The sequence below is a fragment of the Streptomyces sp. NPDC003697 genome (assembly GCF_053587115.1).
Genome location: NZ_JBSFNN010000078.1, coordinates 14367 through 32699, shown reverse-complemented (window position 1 = coordinate 32699; position 18333 = coordinate 14367). Strand labels below are relative to the sequence as shown.

16 protein-coding genes and 1 pseudogene are annotated in these 18333 nt (G+C 75.1%); 7 read left to right on the top strand and 10 right to left on the bottom strand.

The annotated features are described in order from the left end of the window. Positions 1-242, bottom strand: a pseudogene (locus ACWDNY_RS25175) (RNA polymerase sigma factor SigF); the annotation flags it as partial. Positions 243-514: 272 nt separating this feature from the next. Here ACWDNY_RS25175 and ACWDNY_RS25170 point away from each other — a divergent pair. Then, entirely contained in the window at positions 515-853 is a 339-nt protein-coding gene (locus ACWDNY_RS25170; protein WP_451648059.1) for a hypothetical protein, read from the top strand. 33 nt (positions 854-886) lie between these two features. Here ACWDNY_RS25170 and ACWDNY_RS25165 read toward each other — a convergent pair whose 3' ends face one another. Next, positions 887-1729 (bottom strand): MBL fold metallo-hydrolase, encoded by an 843-nt coding sequence (locus ACWDNY_RS25165; protein ID WP_451648058.1) that lies wholly within the window; start codon positions 1727-1729, stop codon positions 887-889. A gap of 163 nt (positions 1730-1892) precedes the next feature. After that, positions 1893-2342 (bottom strand): ATP-binding protein, encoded by a 450-nt coding sequence (locus tag ACWDNY_RS25160; protein ID WP_451648057.1) that lies wholly within the window; start codon positions 2340-2342, stop codon positions 1893-1895. A gap of 243 nt (positions 2343-2585) precedes the next feature. Between ACWDNY_RS25160 and ACWDNY_RS25155 the strand changes: the two genes are divergently transcribed. Then, the gene (locus tag ACWDNY_RS25155) at positions 2586-4121 is read left to right on the top strand and encodes a CYTH and CHAD domain-containing protein (protein WP_451648056.1); all 1536 of its coding nucleotides are present in this window, start codon (positions 2586-2588) and stop codon (positions 4119-4121) included. A gap of 146 nt (positions 4122-4267) precedes the next feature. Further along, a complete protein-coding gene (locus ACWDNY_RS25150; protein ID WP_451648061.1) occupies positions 4268-5770 on the top strand; it encodes an MFS transporter in 1503 nt (500 codons plus the stop codon). A gap of 225 nt (positions 5771-5995) precedes the next feature. Here the strand turns inward: ACWDNY_RS25150 and ACWDNY_RS25145 are convergent, their stop codons facing one another. Together ACWDNY_RS25145 and ACWDNY_RS25140 are read right to left on the bottom strand one after the other, a co-directional pair. Continuing rightward, on the bottom strand, positions 5996-6541 hold the full coding sequence (locus ACWDNY_RS25145; protein ID WP_451648055.1) for a hypothetical protein: 546 nt from the start codon (positions 6539-6541) through the stop codon (positions 5996-5998). A 100-nt stretch (positions 6542-6641) separates the two neighbouring features. After that, complete coding sequence (locus ACWDNY_RS25140) at positions 6642-7175, bottom strand: DoxX family protein (RefSeq protein WP_451648054.1); 534 nt, start codon at positions 7173-7175, stop codon at positions 6642-6644. A gap of 119 nt (positions 7176-7294) precedes the next feature. Between ACWDNY_RS25140 and ACWDNY_RS25135 the strand changes: the two genes are divergently transcribed. Further along, positions 7295-7597: a hypothetical protein gene (locus tag ACWDNY_RS25135; protein WP_451648053.1), complete on the top strand. Its 303-nt coding sequence runs from the start codon at positions 7295-7297 to the stop codon at positions 7595-7597. 99 nt (positions 7598-7696) lie between these two features. Here the strand turns inward: ACWDNY_RS25135 and ACWDNY_RS25130 are convergent, their stop codons facing one another. Next, a complete protein-coding gene (locus ACWDNY_RS25130) occupies positions 7697-8062 on the bottom strand; it encodes an STAS domain-containing protein (protein ID WP_451648052.1) in 366 nt (121 codons plus the stop codon). Positions 8063-8228: 166 nt separating this feature from the next. Between ACWDNY_RS25130 and ACWDNY_RS25125 the strand changes: the two genes are divergently transcribed. Continuing rightward, positions 8229-8726 (top strand): ATP-binding protein, encoded by a 498-nt coding sequence (locus ACWDNY_RS25125; RefSeq protein ID WP_451648051.1) that lies wholly within the window; start codon positions 8229-8231, stop codon positions 8724-8726. 411 nt (positions 8727-9137) lie between these two features. Next, the gene (locus ACWDNY_RS25120) at positions 9138-10358 is read left to right on the top strand and encodes a PP2C family protein-serine/threonine phosphatase (protein ID WP_451648050.1); all 1221 of its coding nucleotides are present in this window, start codon (positions 9138-9140) and stop codon (positions 10356-10358) included. 52 nt (positions 10359-10410) lie between these two features. Here the strand turns inward: ACWDNY_RS25120 and ACWDNY_RS25115 are convergent, their stop codons facing one another. From ACWDNY_RS25115 to ACWDNY_RS25105, 3 genes are all read right to left on the bottom strand, one after another. Then, complete coding sequence (locus tag ACWDNY_RS25115; RefSeq protein WP_451648049.1) at positions 10411-11316, bottom strand: SCO6745 family protein; 906 nt, start codon at positions 11314-11316, stop codon at positions 10411-10413. 232 nt (positions 11317-11548) lie between these two features. Next, a complete protein-coding gene (locus tag ACWDNY_RS25110) occupies positions 11549-13669 on the bottom strand; it encodes a SpoIIE family protein phosphatase (RefSeq protein ID WP_451648060.1) in 2121 nt (706 codons plus the stop codon). A gap of 141 nt (positions 13670-13810) precedes the next feature. Then, the gene (locus ACWDNY_RS25105; protein WP_451648048.1) at positions 13811-15277 is read right to left on the bottom strand and encodes a PP2C family protein-serine/threonine phosphatase; all 1467 of its coding nucleotides are present in this window, start codon (positions 15275-15277) and stop codon (positions 13811-13813) included. 45 nt (positions 15278-15322) lie between these two features. Between ACWDNY_RS25105 and ACWDNY_RS25100 the strand changes: the two genes are divergently transcribed. Then, positions 15323-16144, top strand: coding sequence for an SAM-dependent methyltransferase (locus tag ACWDNY_RS25100; RefSeq protein ID WP_451648047.1), 822 nt, complete (start codon positions 15323-15325; stop codon positions 16142-16144). Positions 16145-16200: 56 nt separating this feature from the next. On the opposite strand, the gene ACWDNY_RS25095 is transcribed toward ACWDNY_RS25100, so the two are convergent. Continuing rightward, on the bottom strand, positions 16201-17955 hold the full coding sequence (locus tag ACWDNY_RS25095) for a C40 family peptidase (RefSeq protein WP_451648046.1): 1755 nt from the start codon (positions 17953-17955) through the stop codon (positions 16201-16203). Positions 17956-18333 lie beyond the last annotated feature (378 nt).

The following is an 18333-nucleotide window of genomic DNA, read 5'->3' as shown; positions in this document are numbered from 1 at the left end:
ATCTCCTCCGGCCCACGACTGCGGAACCGCGCCGCCGCGAACCGCACCAGCGACATGTTCATCTCGATCAGCGTGTTGCGCGCGTACTGGTACTCAGGCGTCCCCTCCTCCAGCACCGCCAGCCGGTCGAAGAACCGCCGGGAGAGCTCCCGCGCGTCGGCCGGAGCCACGCGCGAGGGATCGGCCACCTCCGGCAACTCTGCCCGAGTGCGAGCCGCCTGCAGCTGTGTGGCCACCGTCATGGCGCCGACCTCCTCTTCTGCCGTGTGCCGGTGCGGATCCGCCCCATGATCATGGACGGAGAACGCCGCCGTCTGTACCCCGTTTCCCGCGTGTCACACCCATCATCCCCCGCCCCGCTGCACCACCGTGCAGCGGGACCCGCGCGGCCGGCCGCGGTGGAGCGGTGTCCGGCGTGTCTGAACCGGCGGGTCCGGGGTAACAGGGAGCCACACGCGATCGTCGTCGCCGCGCGCCGCAGCCGGGGCGCGGCACCGGAGGGACAGGGGTCGGGATGAAGCGGTTGGTTCAGCGGCGGGCAGGCCGGCCGTCGCGCGAGACGGCGGCACGGCGGGCCCTGCACGTGCGGGCGCAGCTGGGGGTGGCGGCCGACATCGCCATCACGGCGCAGCGGCGGACGCTGGCCGCACGGCTCAACGACGCCCACGACGGCCCGGGGGAGAAGGTCCTGCGGGGGCGGGTCACCGTCGACGACGTCCTGGAGTACGCCCGTCAGCACTTCGGTCCGACCGCCGCGTGCGCGTCGCGCGAGCTGGCCGCCGACGTGCTGCGGGCCCGCTACGAGCTGCGCGGCGGCCGCTGCGACCTGGACACCGACGCCTACTCGGTCTGAGCGGCAGCCTCGGGGGAGTACCCCCGCCGCACGTCAGCGCGGGACGGGCCGCCCGGCCCGCGCGGTGACCCGGGTGCGCTCGCCGCGGGGGCAGTGCACGAGCCGGTCCCCGAGCCCGAGCCGCTCGGCCTCGGCGAGGAAGTCGTCGAGGGGGGAGCGGAAGACGGAGTAGTCGTCGTAGTGGACGGGCAGGACGTGGCGGTAGTCGAGGCGGCGCGCCAGTTCGGCTCCCTGCGCGCCGTCCATGGTCACGACGAAGCCGCCGGGCAGACGGGTGCCGCCCAGGTGGAGCACGGCCAGGTCGGCGTCCGGGAAGCGCCGGCCGATCTCCTCCAGCCCGTCGAACAGGAGTGTGTCGCCGGAGACGTACATCCGCAGGCGGACCGGCCCGTCGACGGGACCGAACTCCAGCATGCTGCCCATGACCGGGGGCAGCAGGCGCTCGAGCGCCGGCTGGAGGGAGTGCCGGCCGGGCAGAGCCGTGACGCGGACCTGGGAGCGGCCCCGGGTGAAGACGCAGCTCTGCCACGTCCGCAGGCCGCCCGCCCGGCCGAAGCCCTGCCAGGTCCGCAGCCGGCGGGCGGCGTGCGGCGTGGTGACGACGGGCACCGACCGGTCCAGGTTCCTCCGGGCCTCGCGGTCCCAGTGGTCGCCGTGCAGATGGGACAGGACCACGGCGTCGAGCCGCGGAAGGTCCTGCGGGGTCAGGGCGGGTTCGGTGAGCCGGCGGGTCAGCAGTCCGTACCCGAGGTGTGCGTGCTGCCCGGCGTGCAGGAAGTTGGGGTCCGTCAGGAGGGTCAGTTCCCCGTACCGGACCAGCACCGTCGCGGTGCCGATGAAGTGCAGGTCGATCACGTCGTCGTCGAAGGCGGCCATCGCGGTCCTTGCCCGACGGGACGGGGCCCGTCTGTCGTGGGCCCGGCACTGGACCGTGGGCCCTCAGGAGCTCCGAGCGGAGTGCGCCGGGCGCGCGGACTCCCCCTTTTCGGAGCTGCGAGTACCCTCGCCCGTCGCACCCCATGCGTACGGCCCCGGGGGCCTACAGCGGGACCTCGGCGGTGATCGCCTTGCCGCCGGGCAGCCCGGTCACCGTCAGCCCGCGGCTGCACGAACGCACCAGGTGCAGCCCGTGTCCGCCGACGCGGGACCCGCAGCGTTCGTAGACGCGCGGCAGCGCCGGGGAGGTGTCCCGGACGGTGATTCTCAGCCGCTCGCAGTCCGCCGCCAGCAACAGGCTGCAGGGTCCCGGCGCGTGCCGCACGGCATTGGTGACCAGCTCGCTCACCACGAGCTGCGCCTCCTGTTCGGCGCGCGTCGACACCCGCGCGTCGAAGACGCGGGCCGCCCGGTCGAGGACGACGTGCACGGCACGCCGCGCGTCGGCGACGTGGGCCGCGCCGGCGTCGTACGTCGCTCCGTAGCGCAATGCGGTGGCGCGCCGGTTCGGCGCCCGCTCGCCCGGCGCCTGTTTCCTGGGCGTCAAAACCATAGAAGTCACCGTCTGGGCTGGTGGGGGGTGGTCCGTTGGGTCACATGTGCGCGGGGGGTCGGGGAATGCGCTCTTTGCCGGAAATTACGGCTACCCGATGTGCCGCCCTTGAAGCCGCCCGGGGCCTTCACGAGTGCCGGCCGGCCGCCGACACGGCCGGTCGGCCCTGCCGGTGTCGTGCGCGGACGCGGGTCGGCGCGGGTGCGCGGGTTTGACCGCCCCGATCGCGTCAACGGGCACTGTATGGCCCAGTCGACACGAGAGACAGAACTCACGTACGAGGTGCCCGCGGCGGACGACGCCGGGTGGCTGCCCGACCTGACCGCCGTGCACCCGGTCGCCTCCCTCGCCGACCGCGGAATCCGGGAACTGGACGCGGTCTACTACGACGCCGACGACCTGCGTCTGGCCCGCAGCGCCGCGACCCTGCGGCGCAGGACGGGCGGCCCGGACGAGGGCTGGCACCTCAAACTGCCCCTGCCCGACGGCAGCCGTGAGGAGATCCGGGCCCCGCTGTCCGAGGAGGTTCCGGCCGAGTTGCGGGACCTGGCCCTGTCGCGCACCCGTGGGGCGCCTCTGCGGCCGGTGGTGCGCATCCGCACCACCCGGTCCGTGCGGCACCTCCTGGACGCCGACGGCACCGTCCTCGCCGAACTGTGCCTGGACACGGTGCGCGCCGACTCGCTGCGCGCCGGGGGCCGGCACGCCCGGTGGACGGAGATGGAGGTCGAGCTGGCCGAGGACGGCGACCCCGCGCTCCTCGCCGCTGTCGACGCGCTGCTGCGCGAGAACGGCGTCGAGCGCGCGCGGACCGCGTCCAAGCTGGCCCGCGCCCTGGCGGAGACGACCCCAGGCACGGGCGACGCGCTCCCGCCGAGCCCCGACGTCCCGGAGGGCTCCGCCGCCGCGCATGTGCTCGCCTACGTGGACGCGCAGGTACGCGCCTTGGTGGACCTCGATCCCGCCGTGCGGCGCGGCAGGCCCGCCGCGGTGCACGACATGCGTGTCGCCTGCCGCCGCCTGCGCGGCTGTCTGCGCTCCTACCGGACGGTCCTCGACCCCGGCGCCACCGTCCGCGTCCGCGCGGACCTCAAGTGGCTGGCCGGCGAACTCGGCGCGGAACGCGACCAGGAGGTGCTGAGCGAGCGCCTGACCGCGGGCGTACGGGACGTGCCGGGGGAGCTGGTCCTCGGCCCCGTCGACGCGCGGCTGACGGCGTGGCACGTGGCGCGGCACGCCGAGGCCCGCCGCCGCACGCAGGACGCCCTGGCCTCGCCCCGCTACCTGGCCCTGCTGCACACGCTGAACCGGCTGACCACCGACCCGCCGCTGCGCGCCAGGGCGACGCGCGCACCTCGCAAGGTGATGGCCAAGGCGCTGCGGAAGGAGTTCGGCCGGCTGGAGCGGCGCATGGGGCGGGCGCTGGAGCTGCCGCCGGGGCGGGAACGCGACGCCGCGATCCACGAGGCACGCAAGGCGGCCAAGCGGCTCCGCTACGCGGCGGAGGCGGCGCGTCCTGCTCTCGGCCGGCCGGCGAAACGGCTGGGCCGACGGGTCAAGGCTGTCCAGCAGGTGGCCGGTGACCACCACGACGGCGTCGTGGCCCGCGACACGCTGCGCCGTCTGGCGGTCGCGGCGCACGCCGCGGGGGAGCCGGGCTTCACCTGGGGCCTGCTGTACGGACAGGAGCGCGCCGCGGCCGCCCGGCGGGAGCAGCAGCTGCCCGCAGAGTGGGAGCGTGCCGCCGACCCCCGTCTGCGCGCCGCCCTCCGCCGCTGAGACGGTCCACGCCCCGGAAACCCCCCGCGTCACGGGGGGTTTGGGGCGAGGCTGCCAGGTGAGCCGTGTGGGGGTGCGGTCGCCGCCCGTTCGTTCGCCGGCGGCCGCCGGCGGAATCGCGCCGAGTGGGAGGAGCCTTCGTGGAACTGGAGACACGGGCAGGCGGGCGCGGGGTTGGCGCGGAGCGGCAGGCGGGGGTCGGTCCGCGGCGCTGGAAGGCCCTGTGGGTCACCCTCGTGACCGGGTTCATGAGCCTGCTCGACGTCACCATCGTGGCGGTGGCCCTGCCCTCCCTGCAACGGGACCTGGGCGCCTCGCCGGCCGCGGTGCAGTGGGTGGTCTCCGGATACGCCCTGGCCTTCGCCCTCACCCTGGTGCCGGCCGGCCGTCTGGGCGACGCGATGGGCAGGCGGCGGATCTTCCTGTGGTCGCTGGCCGGCTTCGTCCTCTGCAGCGCCGCGGCGGGAGCGGCACCCACGATCACCTGGCTCGTCGCGGCGCGGATCCTGCAGGGCGTCTTCGCCGGATGCCTCGCCCCGCAGAACTCCGCCCTCATCCAGCAGATGTTCCGCGGAGCCGAACGCGGCCGCGCCTTCGGTCTGTTCGGCGCCACGGTCGGCGTCTCCAGCGCGATCGGCCCGGTCACCGGCGGCCTCATCCTCGCCCTGGCGCACGGCTCGCAGGGCTGGCGGTGGATCTTCTACGTCAACGTGCCCATCGGCGCGATCGCGCTGCTGCTCGGCCTGCGCTACCTGCCGCGGCTCCGGCCGGGCCGCCGGGAACGGCTTGACCTTCCCGGCGTGGCCCTTCTCGGTGCGGGGGTGCTGTCCCTGATGCTGCCCTTGGTGTTCGCCGAGTCCGGCGGTCTGGGCCGGTTGTGGTGGCTGTTCCCGGCGGGTCTCGCGCTGCTGGCCGCCTTCGCCTGGTGGGAGCGGCGTGTCTCCGCACGCGAGGGACACCCGCTGCTGGACCCGCGCCTGGTCACCGGCATGAGCGGCTACGGCCCCGGAGCCCTGCTCGCGGCCCTGTACTTCGTCGGGTTCAGCGGGGTGTGGCTGGTGTTCGCCCTGTTCTTCCAGAACGGCCTCGGCTATTCGCCGCTGCTGTCCGGGCTGGCCGTGACACCGTTCGCGATCGGTTCGGCCGCCGCCGCCGTGGTGGCGGGACGGCTGGTGGAGCGGCTGGGACGGCTGCTGACCGTCTGCGGGCTCGTGGCGGTGGTCGCCGGGCTGGGCGGTACGGCGCTCGTCCTGCGCCTCGTCCCCGCCGGCTCGGTCGCGTGGATGACCGTGCCCGCCCTGTTCCTCGGCGGTGTGGGCAGCGGCTGCGTCATCTCACCCAACCTCACGATGACGCTGCGGGACGTGCCCGTGCGGATGGCGGGAGCCGCGGGCGGCGCCCTGCAGACGGGCCAGCGCCTCGGCGGCGCCGTGGGCACCGCGGCCCTGCCGGGACTGTTCTACCTGGTGCTCGGCAGGAACGGGCACGACTACCGGCCGGCGGTGGCGATCGCCGTGGCGTCCGGCCTCGTGGCCATGCTGGCGGCACTGGCGATCGCGGTCCTGGACTGGCGTCACGACAGCGCGGGCGACGCCAGGCGTCGCCCGTCCGGCGTCCCCCGCAGCCGCCCCCACGCCCGGCACGGCTGACCCCTCCCGCCGGCGGGTGGGGCCGTGCGTCTGCGGCCCGCCGGTCCACGGGTCACCGGCCCCGACGGACCGGCCTCCGCGCGGCCGCGCCGCCCCGCGACGGGGCCGCACGTCCGAGCCGTGCCCATGGCGCCCGAAGCCCCCGGTCCGCCGGTGGCAGGCGCCCCGGTGCCCACCGCGGCCGGACGGGGCTCCCCCGCCCGGCGCGCGTGCCGGGAGGAGCGCTCACCTACCGCCCGGCTGTGCGAACGTCTCCTCGGCCTGGCGCAGACGCAGTTCGTCGATGGTGCGCAGCTGCGCCCGGGCCCGTTCGAGCAGCGCGTCGAACTGCTGCACGTCCAGGCGTTCGTCGTGCTCGGCGAGCCGGCGGAGCACCTCCCACGCGCAGGCCTTGCCCGTCACCCCGGCCTGCAGGAGCTCCAGCTCCAACAGGGTGCTCAGCGGGGAGCGCCGGACCAGGCGGCCGTTGCTCTTCAACCGCCCCGCCCGTTCGCCCAGCCGCCCGGCGTACACCTTGTAGCGCCGGATCGGGACGTCGAGTTCTCGCATGACGGCCAGGAGCGTCCTGCGGTCCTGGGCGATCTCGTCGGCGACCGGGCCCATGGCCTCGCCGACCGCCGAGCCCCGGCAGGCGGACACCAGATGGCGGGCCCGCTCGACCCCGGCCGTCGCGCCGGCCAGATGGTCGTTGAGGTAGATGCCGAGCAGGTCGGGACCGGCCCGCCCCGCGAAGTCGGCCAGCAACGGCCCGTGACGGGACTGGTGGTTCATGGTGCGTCCCCTTCTCCTCCTGCGGACGGGCCGGCCGGGTGGCGTGGCTGCCCCTGCCCCGGCCGGGGGCGGGCGGCCTCCACGGGGCCCAGCGGCCGGGTCAGACGGGCAGCTTGGCCCTGATGCGGCCGGCCTTGGCAGCCGGGCCCGCCGTCGCGCGGACCGAACGCCGGACCAGACGGGCCTCGCGCTGGACACCGCGTGCCGCGTGGCGCCCGCGCCACAGCACCGACGGCGCGCCGGCGGTGTCGTCCGCCGCGATCAGCAGACCACCGAGCATGGAGAGGTTCTTGAGGAAGTGGATGCGCTGCTGGTCCCGGGAGGTCGGCTCGTCCTCCTCCCAGAAGCGGTGGCCCGCCAGCGTCGTCGGCACCAGGGTGGCGGCCAGGGCCATGGCGGACAGCCGGGGCAGGCGGCCCGACGCCAGCAGCAGACCGGCCACGACCTGCACGCCGCCGTTGAGGCGTACGACCTGCTCGGTGCGGTCGGGCAGCGCCCGCACGCGGTCCGTGAGGGGCTTGACGACGGGCTCCGCGGCTGGCGCCAGCTCCCGCGGATGCCGTACGGAGTTCAGCCCTCCGGCGACGAACATGGAGGCGAGAAGCGGGCGACCGACGACACGCAGCAGACTCATGGCCTCTCCCGGTATGTGGATGACTATCGGCGGTCGCCGGGTTCCCCGTGACGCGGCCGGGCATGCGGAGCCCCGGCGCGGTCGGCATACCCGGTGACCGGCGAGGGCACCCGCGAACCATGGCGAGAACGCGACGCTACACGGTGGCGGCCTCCGGGCGCTGGTGGGACGAGGACGACGGCCGCTGGCTGCCCTCCGGCGAGGTGCACGCCTGGGAGCAGGGCACCAACCAGACGGTGTGCGGGCTGTCCCTGCACCGGTCGCGTCTGACCCGGTTCGCGGGCGTCGCCTGGCCCGACATCCTGCCGGAGTCGGGCGGCGCGGCCGACGCCGTGGGCCGGGTCTGCCCGCGCTGCGCCTCCGTCGCCGGGCGGCACCAGCCCGGCGCCCGCCGCTGGCAGCGGACGAACCCCCGGCCCTGACGGACGCCCGCGCCGTGCGGATACGCGGGTAACCCCACGGACGCCCGGCACGGACCCCTTTCGGCGCCATGTGCGCAGGTGACCGCCCTGTCGCCGCCGTCAGGCGGCGAGGGCCTCCCCGAGCGTCGGGTGGCACGGAATGAGCGTGTCCACCCCGACCAGCTGGATCACCCGCGAGACGGCGTCCTGCGGTGCGGCGAGGCGCAGCCAGGTCCCGTGCTCGCGAGCGGCCTGGTGGGCGGTGATGAGGGCGTTGATGCCGCTGGAGTCCATGAAGGTCACTCCGCCGAGGTCCACCACCGTCCCCGGCGCGTCGTCCAGGCAGGACAGCAGGACGTCCCTGAGCTCCGCGCTGCCGTCCAGGTCGACCTCTCCCACGGGGGTCACCACCCACGCGCCACCGTCGGCCGGGGTCCGGGTGATCAGCAGCCGTCCGGGCACCGCAGCTCCCTCGGTGTCTGCCACGCTGTCCTCACTTCTGGTAAATGTCTGGCCATGGCCAACGGGTCGGATGGGCTCGATGGTAGGGGTTCAGGACAGGATCACGGGCCGATCGGTGAGCACGGGCGGTACCGTGAGCGTATACGCGGGTGGACACGTTGCGTGAACCCGGGGGTGAGGGCGGGATCGTATGGAAGCTGCCACCGGTGGCCGGGAACAGGTGGGCCCCGGCGCCCCTGTGCCGCACACCACCCTCACCCTGACCGCCGACCCGGCGTGCATCGCCGAGGCCCGCCGCGTCGCCGGGGCCTTCCTCACCCGCCTGCGGACCGAGGGCGGCCTGCCCGTCGCCTCCCGCGCGCTCGACGCCACCCGGCTGGTGGTCAGCGAACTGGTCACCAACGCCCTGAAGCACGCGCCCGGCCCGGCCCTGCTCGATCTGCGCGTCAGCGGCGACGCCGTGGCGGTGACGGTGTGGGACACCTCACCCGTCCTGCCCACCCCGCGCCCCGCCGATCCCAGCCGGGTCGGCCGGCACGGACTGGAGATCGTCAGGGCCCTCGCCCGGCGCCTCGACGTGCGGCTGGAACCGGTCGGCAAGCGCGTCACCGCCCGCCTCGCCCTCCTGGACGGCGAGGCGGGCCTCCCGGGCACCGGGCGACGACGCGTGCTCGACGACGGGGCCTGAGGGCTGTCCCGTAGTCCGCGGTGGATCAGCGCGCGGCGCCGGTTGCGGTGCGTCGCAAGGCGGAGGGTCGTCCTCGTACTGGGCGTATCCGGGAGAGCCGACGACGCGGCGAGGAGCCGTGGCCGTCGTCGTGCGCCCGCCGGGATCGCGCGACAGCCCTGAGGGAGCACCCGAATGGCGTACCGCGGCGGCTCCGCCCGATTCCCTGGGCCGTCATCTCTTCGAAAGGCACGTCCCGGGACGGGGCATGCCTTCGAAGGCGTCCCCCGGGGCCCGTCGCGTCGCCGGGCGAACGTCCGGGCCCTGGCCGCACCGACCGGTGCCGATCACCCCGTGCACCACCCCGGGACTCGCGGTCGCCGCTCGCCGAACCCCTCCACCGGTGCTGGTATGGAGGGCGGAAGAGAAAGCGTGGTGAAAGGCGACCATGTGTCCGGGTCCAGCAAGGCCGACGCGGATCGTCTCGGTCGAGCCGAGCGGGCGGTCGCCGCGATCGGCACGTCCCTCGACCCCCGCAGGACGGCCTCCGAACTGACCGCGTTCCTGGTCGAGGAGTGCTGCGACACCGCCACCGTCGACCTGTTCACCCCGCGGGCGCGCGACCGCCACCCCGACGGGTCGCTCCAGGCCGTCGCCGTCGCCGGCCGGCGCGACCTCCTCGACGCCCTGGAGAAGATGCCGCGCGGTGACGTCCGCGTCCGGGCCCTGGACGAGGGCCACCCGATCACCAGGTCCTTCTCCCCTCGCGGCGGCACGAGCCTGGTCGCCGTGTCGATGCCGCTGCTGGCGGGGAGCCGGGTCTACGGCGTCGTCCTCGCCCTGCGGACCGGCACCCCGTTCGACGACGAGGAGACCGCGGCCGTCCACTATGCGGCGCGCCTCGCCGCCGCACACCTGCGCCACGCGGAGGAGCACCGGCAGGTCGGCGCGCGTGTGTGGGATCTCCAGCAGGTCCTGCGCGCCGACCCCGGGCGCCCCCACCCCAACGTCGAAGTGGCGACCCGCTACCTGCCCGTCGGCCGGGGCACGCACGTCGGCGGCGACTGGTGCGAGACGGTGCGCCTGCACTACGGCCGCACCCTCCTCGTCGTCGGCGACGTCATGGGCCACGGCCTGGACGCGGCGGTCGACATGAACGCCTACCGTTCGGTGCTGCGCTACATCGCCTCCTCCGAGGCGGCACCGCACGTGATCCTGCGCCGGGTGGACACCGCCGTGTCCGAGGAGAGCGGCCGCCGCCCCGCGACCTGCCTGCTCGCCCTGCTGGACCCGGTGCACGGCACGGTCTCCCTCGCCGGCGCGGGCCACCTGCCGCCCGCCGTCTTCCCCCGCCGCGGAACGGCCGAACTGGTGCCGCTGCCCATCGGCCCGCCCCTGGGCACCGGCCTCGGCGCCTACGAACCGTTCAACAGGCCGCTCGCGGGGGACGACACGCTGGTCCTGTTCACCGACGGTCTGGTCGAGCGCCGCGGGGAGGACATCGAGACCTCGCTCGGCCGGCTGACCGCCCTGCGGCTGCCTCCCGACCAGGACGTCTCCGCCCTGCTGGACGACATCCTCGACCGGCTCGGCGCCGAACACGCCGACGACGACGTCGCCGCCGTAGCGGCCCGTCCACGGCGCCGGCCCTGAGCGGACGGCCGGCGGGCCCGGCCGCGCGGTGCGGCCACAGCCTCGTACGGGGTCAGCCCGCGCGCCCCCTCCCCGCCGCGGCGGGGGAGGCCTCCCACAGCGCTCCGGTGAGTCCGACCGGGTTGCCCGGGGGGATCAGCCCCGTGTGCAGCACGGCCTCGGCCAGCGGTTCCAGCAGAGCGGCCAGACGCAGGGCGCGTTCCCTGCCCAGCGCCGCCCACGGCTGCCCGGCGGCGGCGTCCGTGCACGCCTCGACCTCCGCTCGGACCGCCGCTCCGGCAGCGGTCGGGGCGCCGTCCGCGCCGAGCCACCCCCGCTCGCGCAGTCCGGCCTCGGCCGCCCGCCATGTCCGCAGGTCCCACTGGCGGCTCTCCCGCAGCAGCGCAGCGTCCGACTCGCCGGCGGCGCACTTCAGCACCATGGCGTCGACCGGACCGACGCCATGGGCGACCAGGGCGGCGACGTGCCCGTCACCGCGGTGCTCGCGCAGCGTCGTCAGGGCCTGCCACAGCCTGACGTGCGGCTGCTCCGGACGCTCCAGCGCCTGGTTGGCGGCGCAGAGCACCCGGCCCGCGCTGTCGGCGGCCTGGGCGGCCTCCCACGCCAGGTCCGCGGCCTCGGTCACCCCGGAACCGGTGACGGTTTCCGGGCCGAACACGCGGGTCATCGCCGCGTCCACGGCCCGCACGCGGGCCTCCAGCACCTCGGACGGCCCGGCGTACCGCCAGGCGTCCGGCAGCGCCCGCGCCACCCGGTCGGGGTGGAAGACGTAGAAGCAGCCGGCCACGACCGGCGCGGGCACGGGACCCAGCGGGGCCGCCCGCATCGCGAAGTACCCCATCCAGAAACCGCGCAGGCCCAGCGCGTCCGCCTCCCGGCGGACCTCGGGCGCGAAGTAGACGAGGTCGTGGACCGGCTCGTACCGCTCCCACAACGCACGTGCGAGACCATCGCCCATGCCGGACCCTCCCGTCTCCGCTGCCGCGCCCGCGCCACCCGGTCGGCGAGCCGCGACGGCGGTCCTGCAGCAGCATGCGCCATGACGAGCGTCATAACAAGGGGGGTACGACGGGGCCTGAGCCGGGACCGCACGTCCACGGAGCGCGGGCGGAGGTCAGGACCGGGCGGCCGGGTGCGGGCGGGCGTGCGCGCCGGCGGGGCAGCCGGAGCCGGGACCGCCGGGGCTCGGATCAGTCCTGCCCGCCCTTCGCCCGCAGCAGCAGGACGGCGATGTCGTCGGTGTACTGTCCGGTGGGCCAGGTGCAGCGCACGAGGCTGTCCATCAGGGCGTCGAGGTCCTCCTCGTCGCTGCCGGCCAGGTGCCGGGCGAGCCTGCCGATGTTCTCGACCGCGTCGGTGCCGGGTACCTCCACGATGCCGTCGGTGTACAGGGCGAGCATCGCGCCCGGCGGCAGGACGGCGGCGGTCACCGGGTAGTGCACGGCCAGGTCGACGCCCAGCAGCGGACCGGGCTCCAGGTCCAGCACCTGCGTGTGGCGGCCGTCCCGCAGCAGCGGCGGCATGTGGCCGGCACTGGCCAGCGTGACCCGGTGGCGGGCGAGGTCGAGGTGGACGTACAGACAGGACACCAGCAGATCGGACTCCAGGTCGGCCAGCATCCGGTTGGCGCAGGACAGTACCTGGTCGGGCGGCGCGCCGGCGGTGGCGTGGGCGTGGATGGCGGTGCGGACCTGCCCCATGAGGGCCGCCGCGCTGATGCTGTGCCCCTCGACGTCGCCGATGACGGCGGCGGCGGTGGTGTCGTCGAGCCGCAGCAGGTCGTAGAAGTCGCCGCCGATCAGCAGGCCGTGGCTGGCGGGCAGATAGCGCGCCGCCACGTCCAGGCCGGGCAGTGTGGGCAGACTCCGCGGCAGCAGGACCTGCTGGAGTTCCTGCGCGACCTGGTGCTTGCTGTCGTACAGGCGGGTCCGGTCGAGGGCCTGGGCGATCAGCCCTGCCAGGGACGTGAGGACGGCGCGCTCGTCCGCCGTGAAGTTGTGCGGCTGGTCGTAGGAGAGCACGCAGCAGCCCACCCGCCGCCCGGCGGCGACCAGCGGCAGGAACGCCCAGGCCTGCTTGTCGCTGATCCGCGAGGCCTCCGGGTACGCCCGGGCCATCGTGGCCCGGTCGCCGTAGAAGGCGGGGGAGCCGCTGGTGAGGGCCTGGCCTGCCGGGGTGAGGTCGGTGGCCGGTGGAAGGCCGTCCAGCCGGTCGATGATGCCGGGCGCGTAGCCATGGTGGCCGATGATCTTCAGCCGGCCGGCCTCCAGGGCGTACAGAATCAGGTTCTGGGCCCCGAAGGCGGGCAGGATCTGGTCGGAGATCAGCTCGGTGAGGTCGCGAACGCCGACGGCCTCGGTGAGCGCCGCGGCCAGGTGGACCAGCTGGTACAGGCGGCCGGTCGCGGCGGACGCGGGCCGTTGGGGTTGCACGGGCAGCGGACCGCTCGGCGGCTGTTCCGTACGGGGCATGACGCGGACGCTGATGCCACTGGCGTCCGGGTAGAGCTCGAAGGCCAGCCAGTGGTCCGGCGGACGCAGCGCCGTGTACGCCAGGGGTGCCCGGCTGACGACCGCCGTGCGGTAGTGGTCCTCGTAGACGGGGTCGTCCAGCCAGGGCAGCGACTGCCAGGGCCGGGTGCCGAGCAGCCGCTCGGGTTCGTTGCCCAGCAGCTGGGCCGCCGTGCTGTTGACGAAGGTGATCCTGCCCTCCAGGTCGAGCCCGACCGTGCCCTCGGGGAGCCGTTCGGCGTAGTCCGCGGCGGCGACGCGGGTCTGCACGGGGTGACGGCGGGTGGCGAGCGAGACGACACGCGGCCGCTCGCGCACCTCCGGCGGGCGGGGCGCCTCGTCCAGCAGACGCGCCATCCGGCGGGCGACGGAGGCCAGGTGACCGCGCTCGCGGGGCGAGGGCCCCCGGGGCCGGTCGGCCGGCCACATCAGCAGGAGACCGCCCCAGCAGTTGCGCACGCCCGTCAGCGGCGCCGCCGCGAGGGCGATCGGGTAGGGCAGGACGGCCGCCACCCGCGGGTAGCGGCTGGCGATCTCGGCCTGGCTGCCGACCCACACCAGCCGGTCCTCGTTGATGGCGTCGGTCAGCGGCCCCGGGGCGCTCAGCGGCATCCGGTGCCAGGGTGCGGTGAACTCGACGGGCAGGCCGCACTGTGCCACCAGACGCAGCACCGGCCGCGCCTCCTCCAGCAGGAACAGGCTGCCGATGGACGCGCCGGTGCCGCGGACTGCGTCGGCCAGGGCCGCCGCGAGGGCGTCCTCCAGTGCCCGGGTGGGATCCGGCTTGTCGATCACGGACATGGCGTCCTCCGGTCCGGTGTCGCGGCGGGCACCGGCCCGCCGGTCGGGGCACGTACGCGCGCGCCGTGCCATGGGCACATGTCACTCCTACCCGAACATTACGGGTGATACGGAACGGATCGGGCATGCGTGCCGCCGGGCTCAGTCCTTGCCGGGAGTCAGTTCGGCCAGCAGCAGGGTCCTGTCGTCCCTGACGTCGTCCACGGAGGCGTCGGCGAGCAGCCGCCTGCACAGCGCGCTCAGCGTGTCCGTGTTCGTGCCCCTGTCCGCCTCCGGGGTCGCCGCTACGCCGTCCGCGCCGGCGTCGAGGGCGCGGGCGAGACGGGTGATGCCCTGGTCGATGTCGGCCCGGCGGGACTCGACCAGTCCGTCGCTGTAGAGCAGCAGCAGTGCCGGCTCGGACAGGTGCAGCACCGTGGGCTCGTACCGTCCAGCACCGAGCCCCAGGGGCAGGCCCGCGGTGGTCAGTGACACGGGTTCCGCCGGGCTCCCCGGCCCTCGGATCAGGGGCGGCGGGTGGCCGGCGCCGACGAACGTGCAGGTCGCCAGACTCGCATCCCACTCCGCGTAGATGCAGGTGGCGAAGGAGGCGCCGGGCGTGTCACCGGCGACGGCGTCCAGCCGGTGCATGAGCTCGGCCGGCCCGAGGTCGAGCGCCGCCAGGGTGCGGACCGCCGTGCGCAGCTGGATCATGGCGACCGCGGACTCGGGGCCGTGGCCCATCGCGTCGCCGACGATCATGCCCAGCCGGCGGCCGGCCCGGGGCAGCACGTCGTACCAGTCCCCGCCGATCACGTCGTCCTGGCCGGCGGGCCGGTAACCGTGGGCGACCCGGCAGCTCGCGAAGGTCTGGCCGGTCTCCGGGAGCAGGCTGCTGCGGATGGCGAGGGCGGTGCGGCGCTCCCGCTCGTAGCGGCGCGCGTTGTCCAGCGCCACGCACGCCCGCGCGCCGAGCGACTCCACGGCGACGGCCTCGCCGTGCGAGAAGGGCTCCTTGTCCGGGCCGCGGGTGCAGGTGATGAACCCGACGGCCGCGCCGCGCAGCCGCAGCGGGACGATCAGGAACGATGCGGTCCGCAGCAGCGCGTCCACCCCGGCGTCGTCCGGATCGGCCTTGCGCAGTCTTTCGTAGGTGTGCCGGTCGACCCCGTCGAGCAGTTGCGTCTGCCCGGTGGCGACGGCACGCGCGTACGGCGTGTCACGGGGGAAGACCAGGACCTCCCCGACGGGCAGCAGATGCTCCCAGTCCTCCGGGGTGTCCGACCCTATGCGCAGCGCCAGGCGGCGCGCCTCGATCTGCGGCGGATCGGGCATGACCCGGGCGTGTTCCTCCAGGAGCCAGCGCTGCAGCAGGTACACCGAGGCGGCGTCGCAGAAGCCGGGGGCGAGGGCGTGGACGACGTGGCGGCCCGTCAGCCGCAGGTCGAGTGCGGAACCGATGGCGTCGGCCGCGGGGGAGAAGAGGGCGCGACGGCGGGGCGGCGCTGTGGGGGGAGCGTCACCGGGGCGGCTGCGTTCGGTGTTCCGCAGGGTCGTTGCCTTCCGGGTGGGGCCGGTAGCGGCGTGGGTGGGGCCGGGCGGGAGTGCGCCGGCACATGCCGTGGGCAACTATATGATGGACAGTCAAGTTGCCCGAGCAGCAGGGGAGTTGGCATGAGGCCGGACGGAAGCGGTCCGCCGCAGGGCGTCGATCCGGGCAAGGCGAGCGTGGCCCGAATGTACGACGCCATGCTGGGCGGCGAGCACAATTTCGCCATAGACCGGGAGGCGGTGGCCGCCTTCACGGCGATCGATCCCCAGGTCCGCACGCTGGCCCGCGCCAACCGCGCCTTCCTGGGCCGTGCGGTGCGCTTCCTGGCCGCCGCGGGCGTGCGTCAGTTCATCGACCTGGGTTCCGGCATCCCCACCCAGGGCAACGTCCACGAGGTCGCCCAGGCCGCCAGCCCCGGCGCGAAGGTCGTGTACGTGGACAACGACCCGGTGGCCGTGGCGCACAGCGAGGCACTGCTCGCCGACAACCCGGACGCGGCGATCGTGGCGGCCGACATCCGCAAGCCCGAGGACGTGCTCTCCTCCCCGCAGGTGCGCGGGCTCATCGACTTCCGGCAGCCGGTCGCCGTCCTGATGATCACGATCCTGCACTTCGTCGCACCCGAGGAGGACCCGGCCGGCATCGTGGCCGCCTTCCGGGACGCCGTTCCGGCGGGCAGCTGGCTGGCTCTGACCCACGCCACGGACGAGGACCGCCCGAACACCGCGGCCGCCGTGGGACAGCTGTACCGCTCCCGCGCCACCTCGCCGGTCACCGCCCGCTCCCGGCAGCAGATCCGCTCCCTGTTCGACGGCTTCGAGCTGGTCGAGCCGGGGCTGGTCCACGTGCCCCTCTGGCGCCCGGACGCGGCCGACGACATCCCTGAGAACCCGGCCCGGTACTGGGTGTACGCCGGCGTCGGCCGCAAGGACGCGCAGGCGTAGCCGGGGCGGTACCCGCCCGGGCCGTACCCGCGGCCGGGCGGGTACGGCCCGTGTCCTCAGGCGGGCCGTACGGCGCTGTGGATGGCCTGGGCTCCGGCGAAGAAGATCGACTCCTCGCGGATCGGCGCCCCGGGGCCCGGCGCGTGGATCATCAGGCCGCTGCCCGTGCACAGGCCGACGTGGCTGACGTCGCCGTGGAAGAGGATCAGATCCCCGGCCTGCATCTCGGCGAGGGCGACGGGTGTACCGCAGCCGGCCTGGCCGGCCGCCGTGCGGGGAAGGTCGACCCCGGCCGCCCTCCAGGCGGCCTGGGTCAGGCTCGAGCAGTCGTACGAGTCCGGCCCGGTCGCACCCCAGACGCACGGTTTTCCGACCTGCGCGCGGGCGAAGGCCAGGGCCTTCGCGGTCTTCCTCTCGTACGGCGTACCCCCTACGTCACCGATGCCGAGGGGAGCGGTGGTGACCGGGACGACGGGGGTGGCGGGGACGGGCGTGGCGGCCGGGTCCGGGAAGGCCGGATCGGTGGAGAAGGGCGCCGTGGTGGTGGGGCCGCCGGCCGGTTGCGGGAAGGCCGGGACGGTGGCGAAGAGCGCCGTGGTGGGATCGGCGGCCGGATTCGCGAAGGCCGGGACGCTGGGAAAGGGCGCCGTGGCGGTGGGCCCGGTGGGCAGGTGCGGGAGGTCCGGGACGCCGGGGGAGAGTGCCGCGGTGTCGAGGGCCGCGCCGTTGGTGAGGGTGCCGGCCGGCTGACCCGGGTTCATCGCCGTGCCGGACCAGGCCCGGCTCTCGTCGGGTGCGCCGCCCGTGCCGAAGGCCGCCGGCTGCTGTGTCCACTGTCCGAGCAGCTGCTGGGAGGTCAGCCGGGACACCTCGGGCGCGGCCGCGTACCAGGTACCGGCCGCCGGCCCGGTCTCGATTCCGGACGCCGGGCCGTCGCCCAGGCCGGCGTGCCGGGCCAGCAGTTCGCGGGCCTGGTCCATCTTCTGCTGAAGCCGCTCCTTGGCGGACCTCGACACCTCCGGCCGCGGCCGGGCGACGGAGGGCGGCCGTGCCGCGGCGGTCTCCGGCCGCGTTCCGGCGGCGGCCGGCACCGTCGCCGCCGCCTCGACGGCCGCTGCGGGCCACGGGGCGGGCGGGGGCGCGGAGGTGAGAGGTTCGGGGATGAACGGCGCCGAGGCGAGCGCGGGTTCGGCGGTGGGCTTCGGTAGCACTGTGGCCGTCGAGGCTGTCGGTGCCGTCAGGGCCGGGCCGGCGGTGAGTTCTCGTGCGGAGGGCACGATGGCGGCCGGGCCGACCGGTTCCGGCGTGCTCGCGGCGGTGGCGTCCGGTCCGGCGGCCGGCTGCGGCAGGGCCGGTGCCGTGGCGGACGGTCCGGCCGGCAGCGCGAGTCTGGCCGGTGCCTCCGACTCGGTTCCCGATGCAGTGAGTTCACCCGCCGGGCGCCTCGCCGGAGCCGCGGACCGGGTGCCGGCCGGATTCGGGCGGCGGTCGGAGGGCAGGACGGCCGGGACGGTAGGCCCCAGTTGTGCCCGCGCCAGGTCGAACCACTGTCTGGTGACGCTCTCCAGGACCGGGTCCCGTCGTGCGGAGGGGGTCTCGCCGAGCGCGAGATCGACGCCGGTGCGCCGCCCCCTGTTCCTCGCCCGGGTCGCGTTGTAGTTCCCCGTGGCGGTCTCGGCCTGGTCGTAGAGGGCGCTGACCCGCCGCTGCACCTCTTCGCGGCTGGGCTCGTCGCCGCCCGTCGGCGAGGCGGAGTCGCGCGCGCCGGGGAGGCCGGTGCCGGCGGGGCGCGAAGGTCGTTCCGGGGCCAAGGAAGACGTACTCCTTCCGCAGACCGCCTACCGGGCCGGCAGTCGGGTTCGGGCGGACGCTTCGGTAGGTGTGCCCTACGGCCCCGCCCTGCCGGGCTGTTGGGCCGATTCACCACAAGGTCGGTCGGGTTCCCGGCTCCGGTTGCCACGAGGGCGCGCCGGACTCGGCGGAGGCCGCGCGATCCGGCGGGTTCGCCGGAGGCAGTCGTGCGGCCTGGGCGCCAACTTAGCGAACATGTGTGCCTGGTGTGAAGGTCGAACCGCTACGGGGTCGATGCGCGTCCGTGACCTGCCGGCCTGCCGGCCTGCCGGCCTGCCGGCCTGCCGAGCGAGCCGGCGGACCGGCAGGCCGCTTCGCGCCTCCGCTCCCGCCCGGAC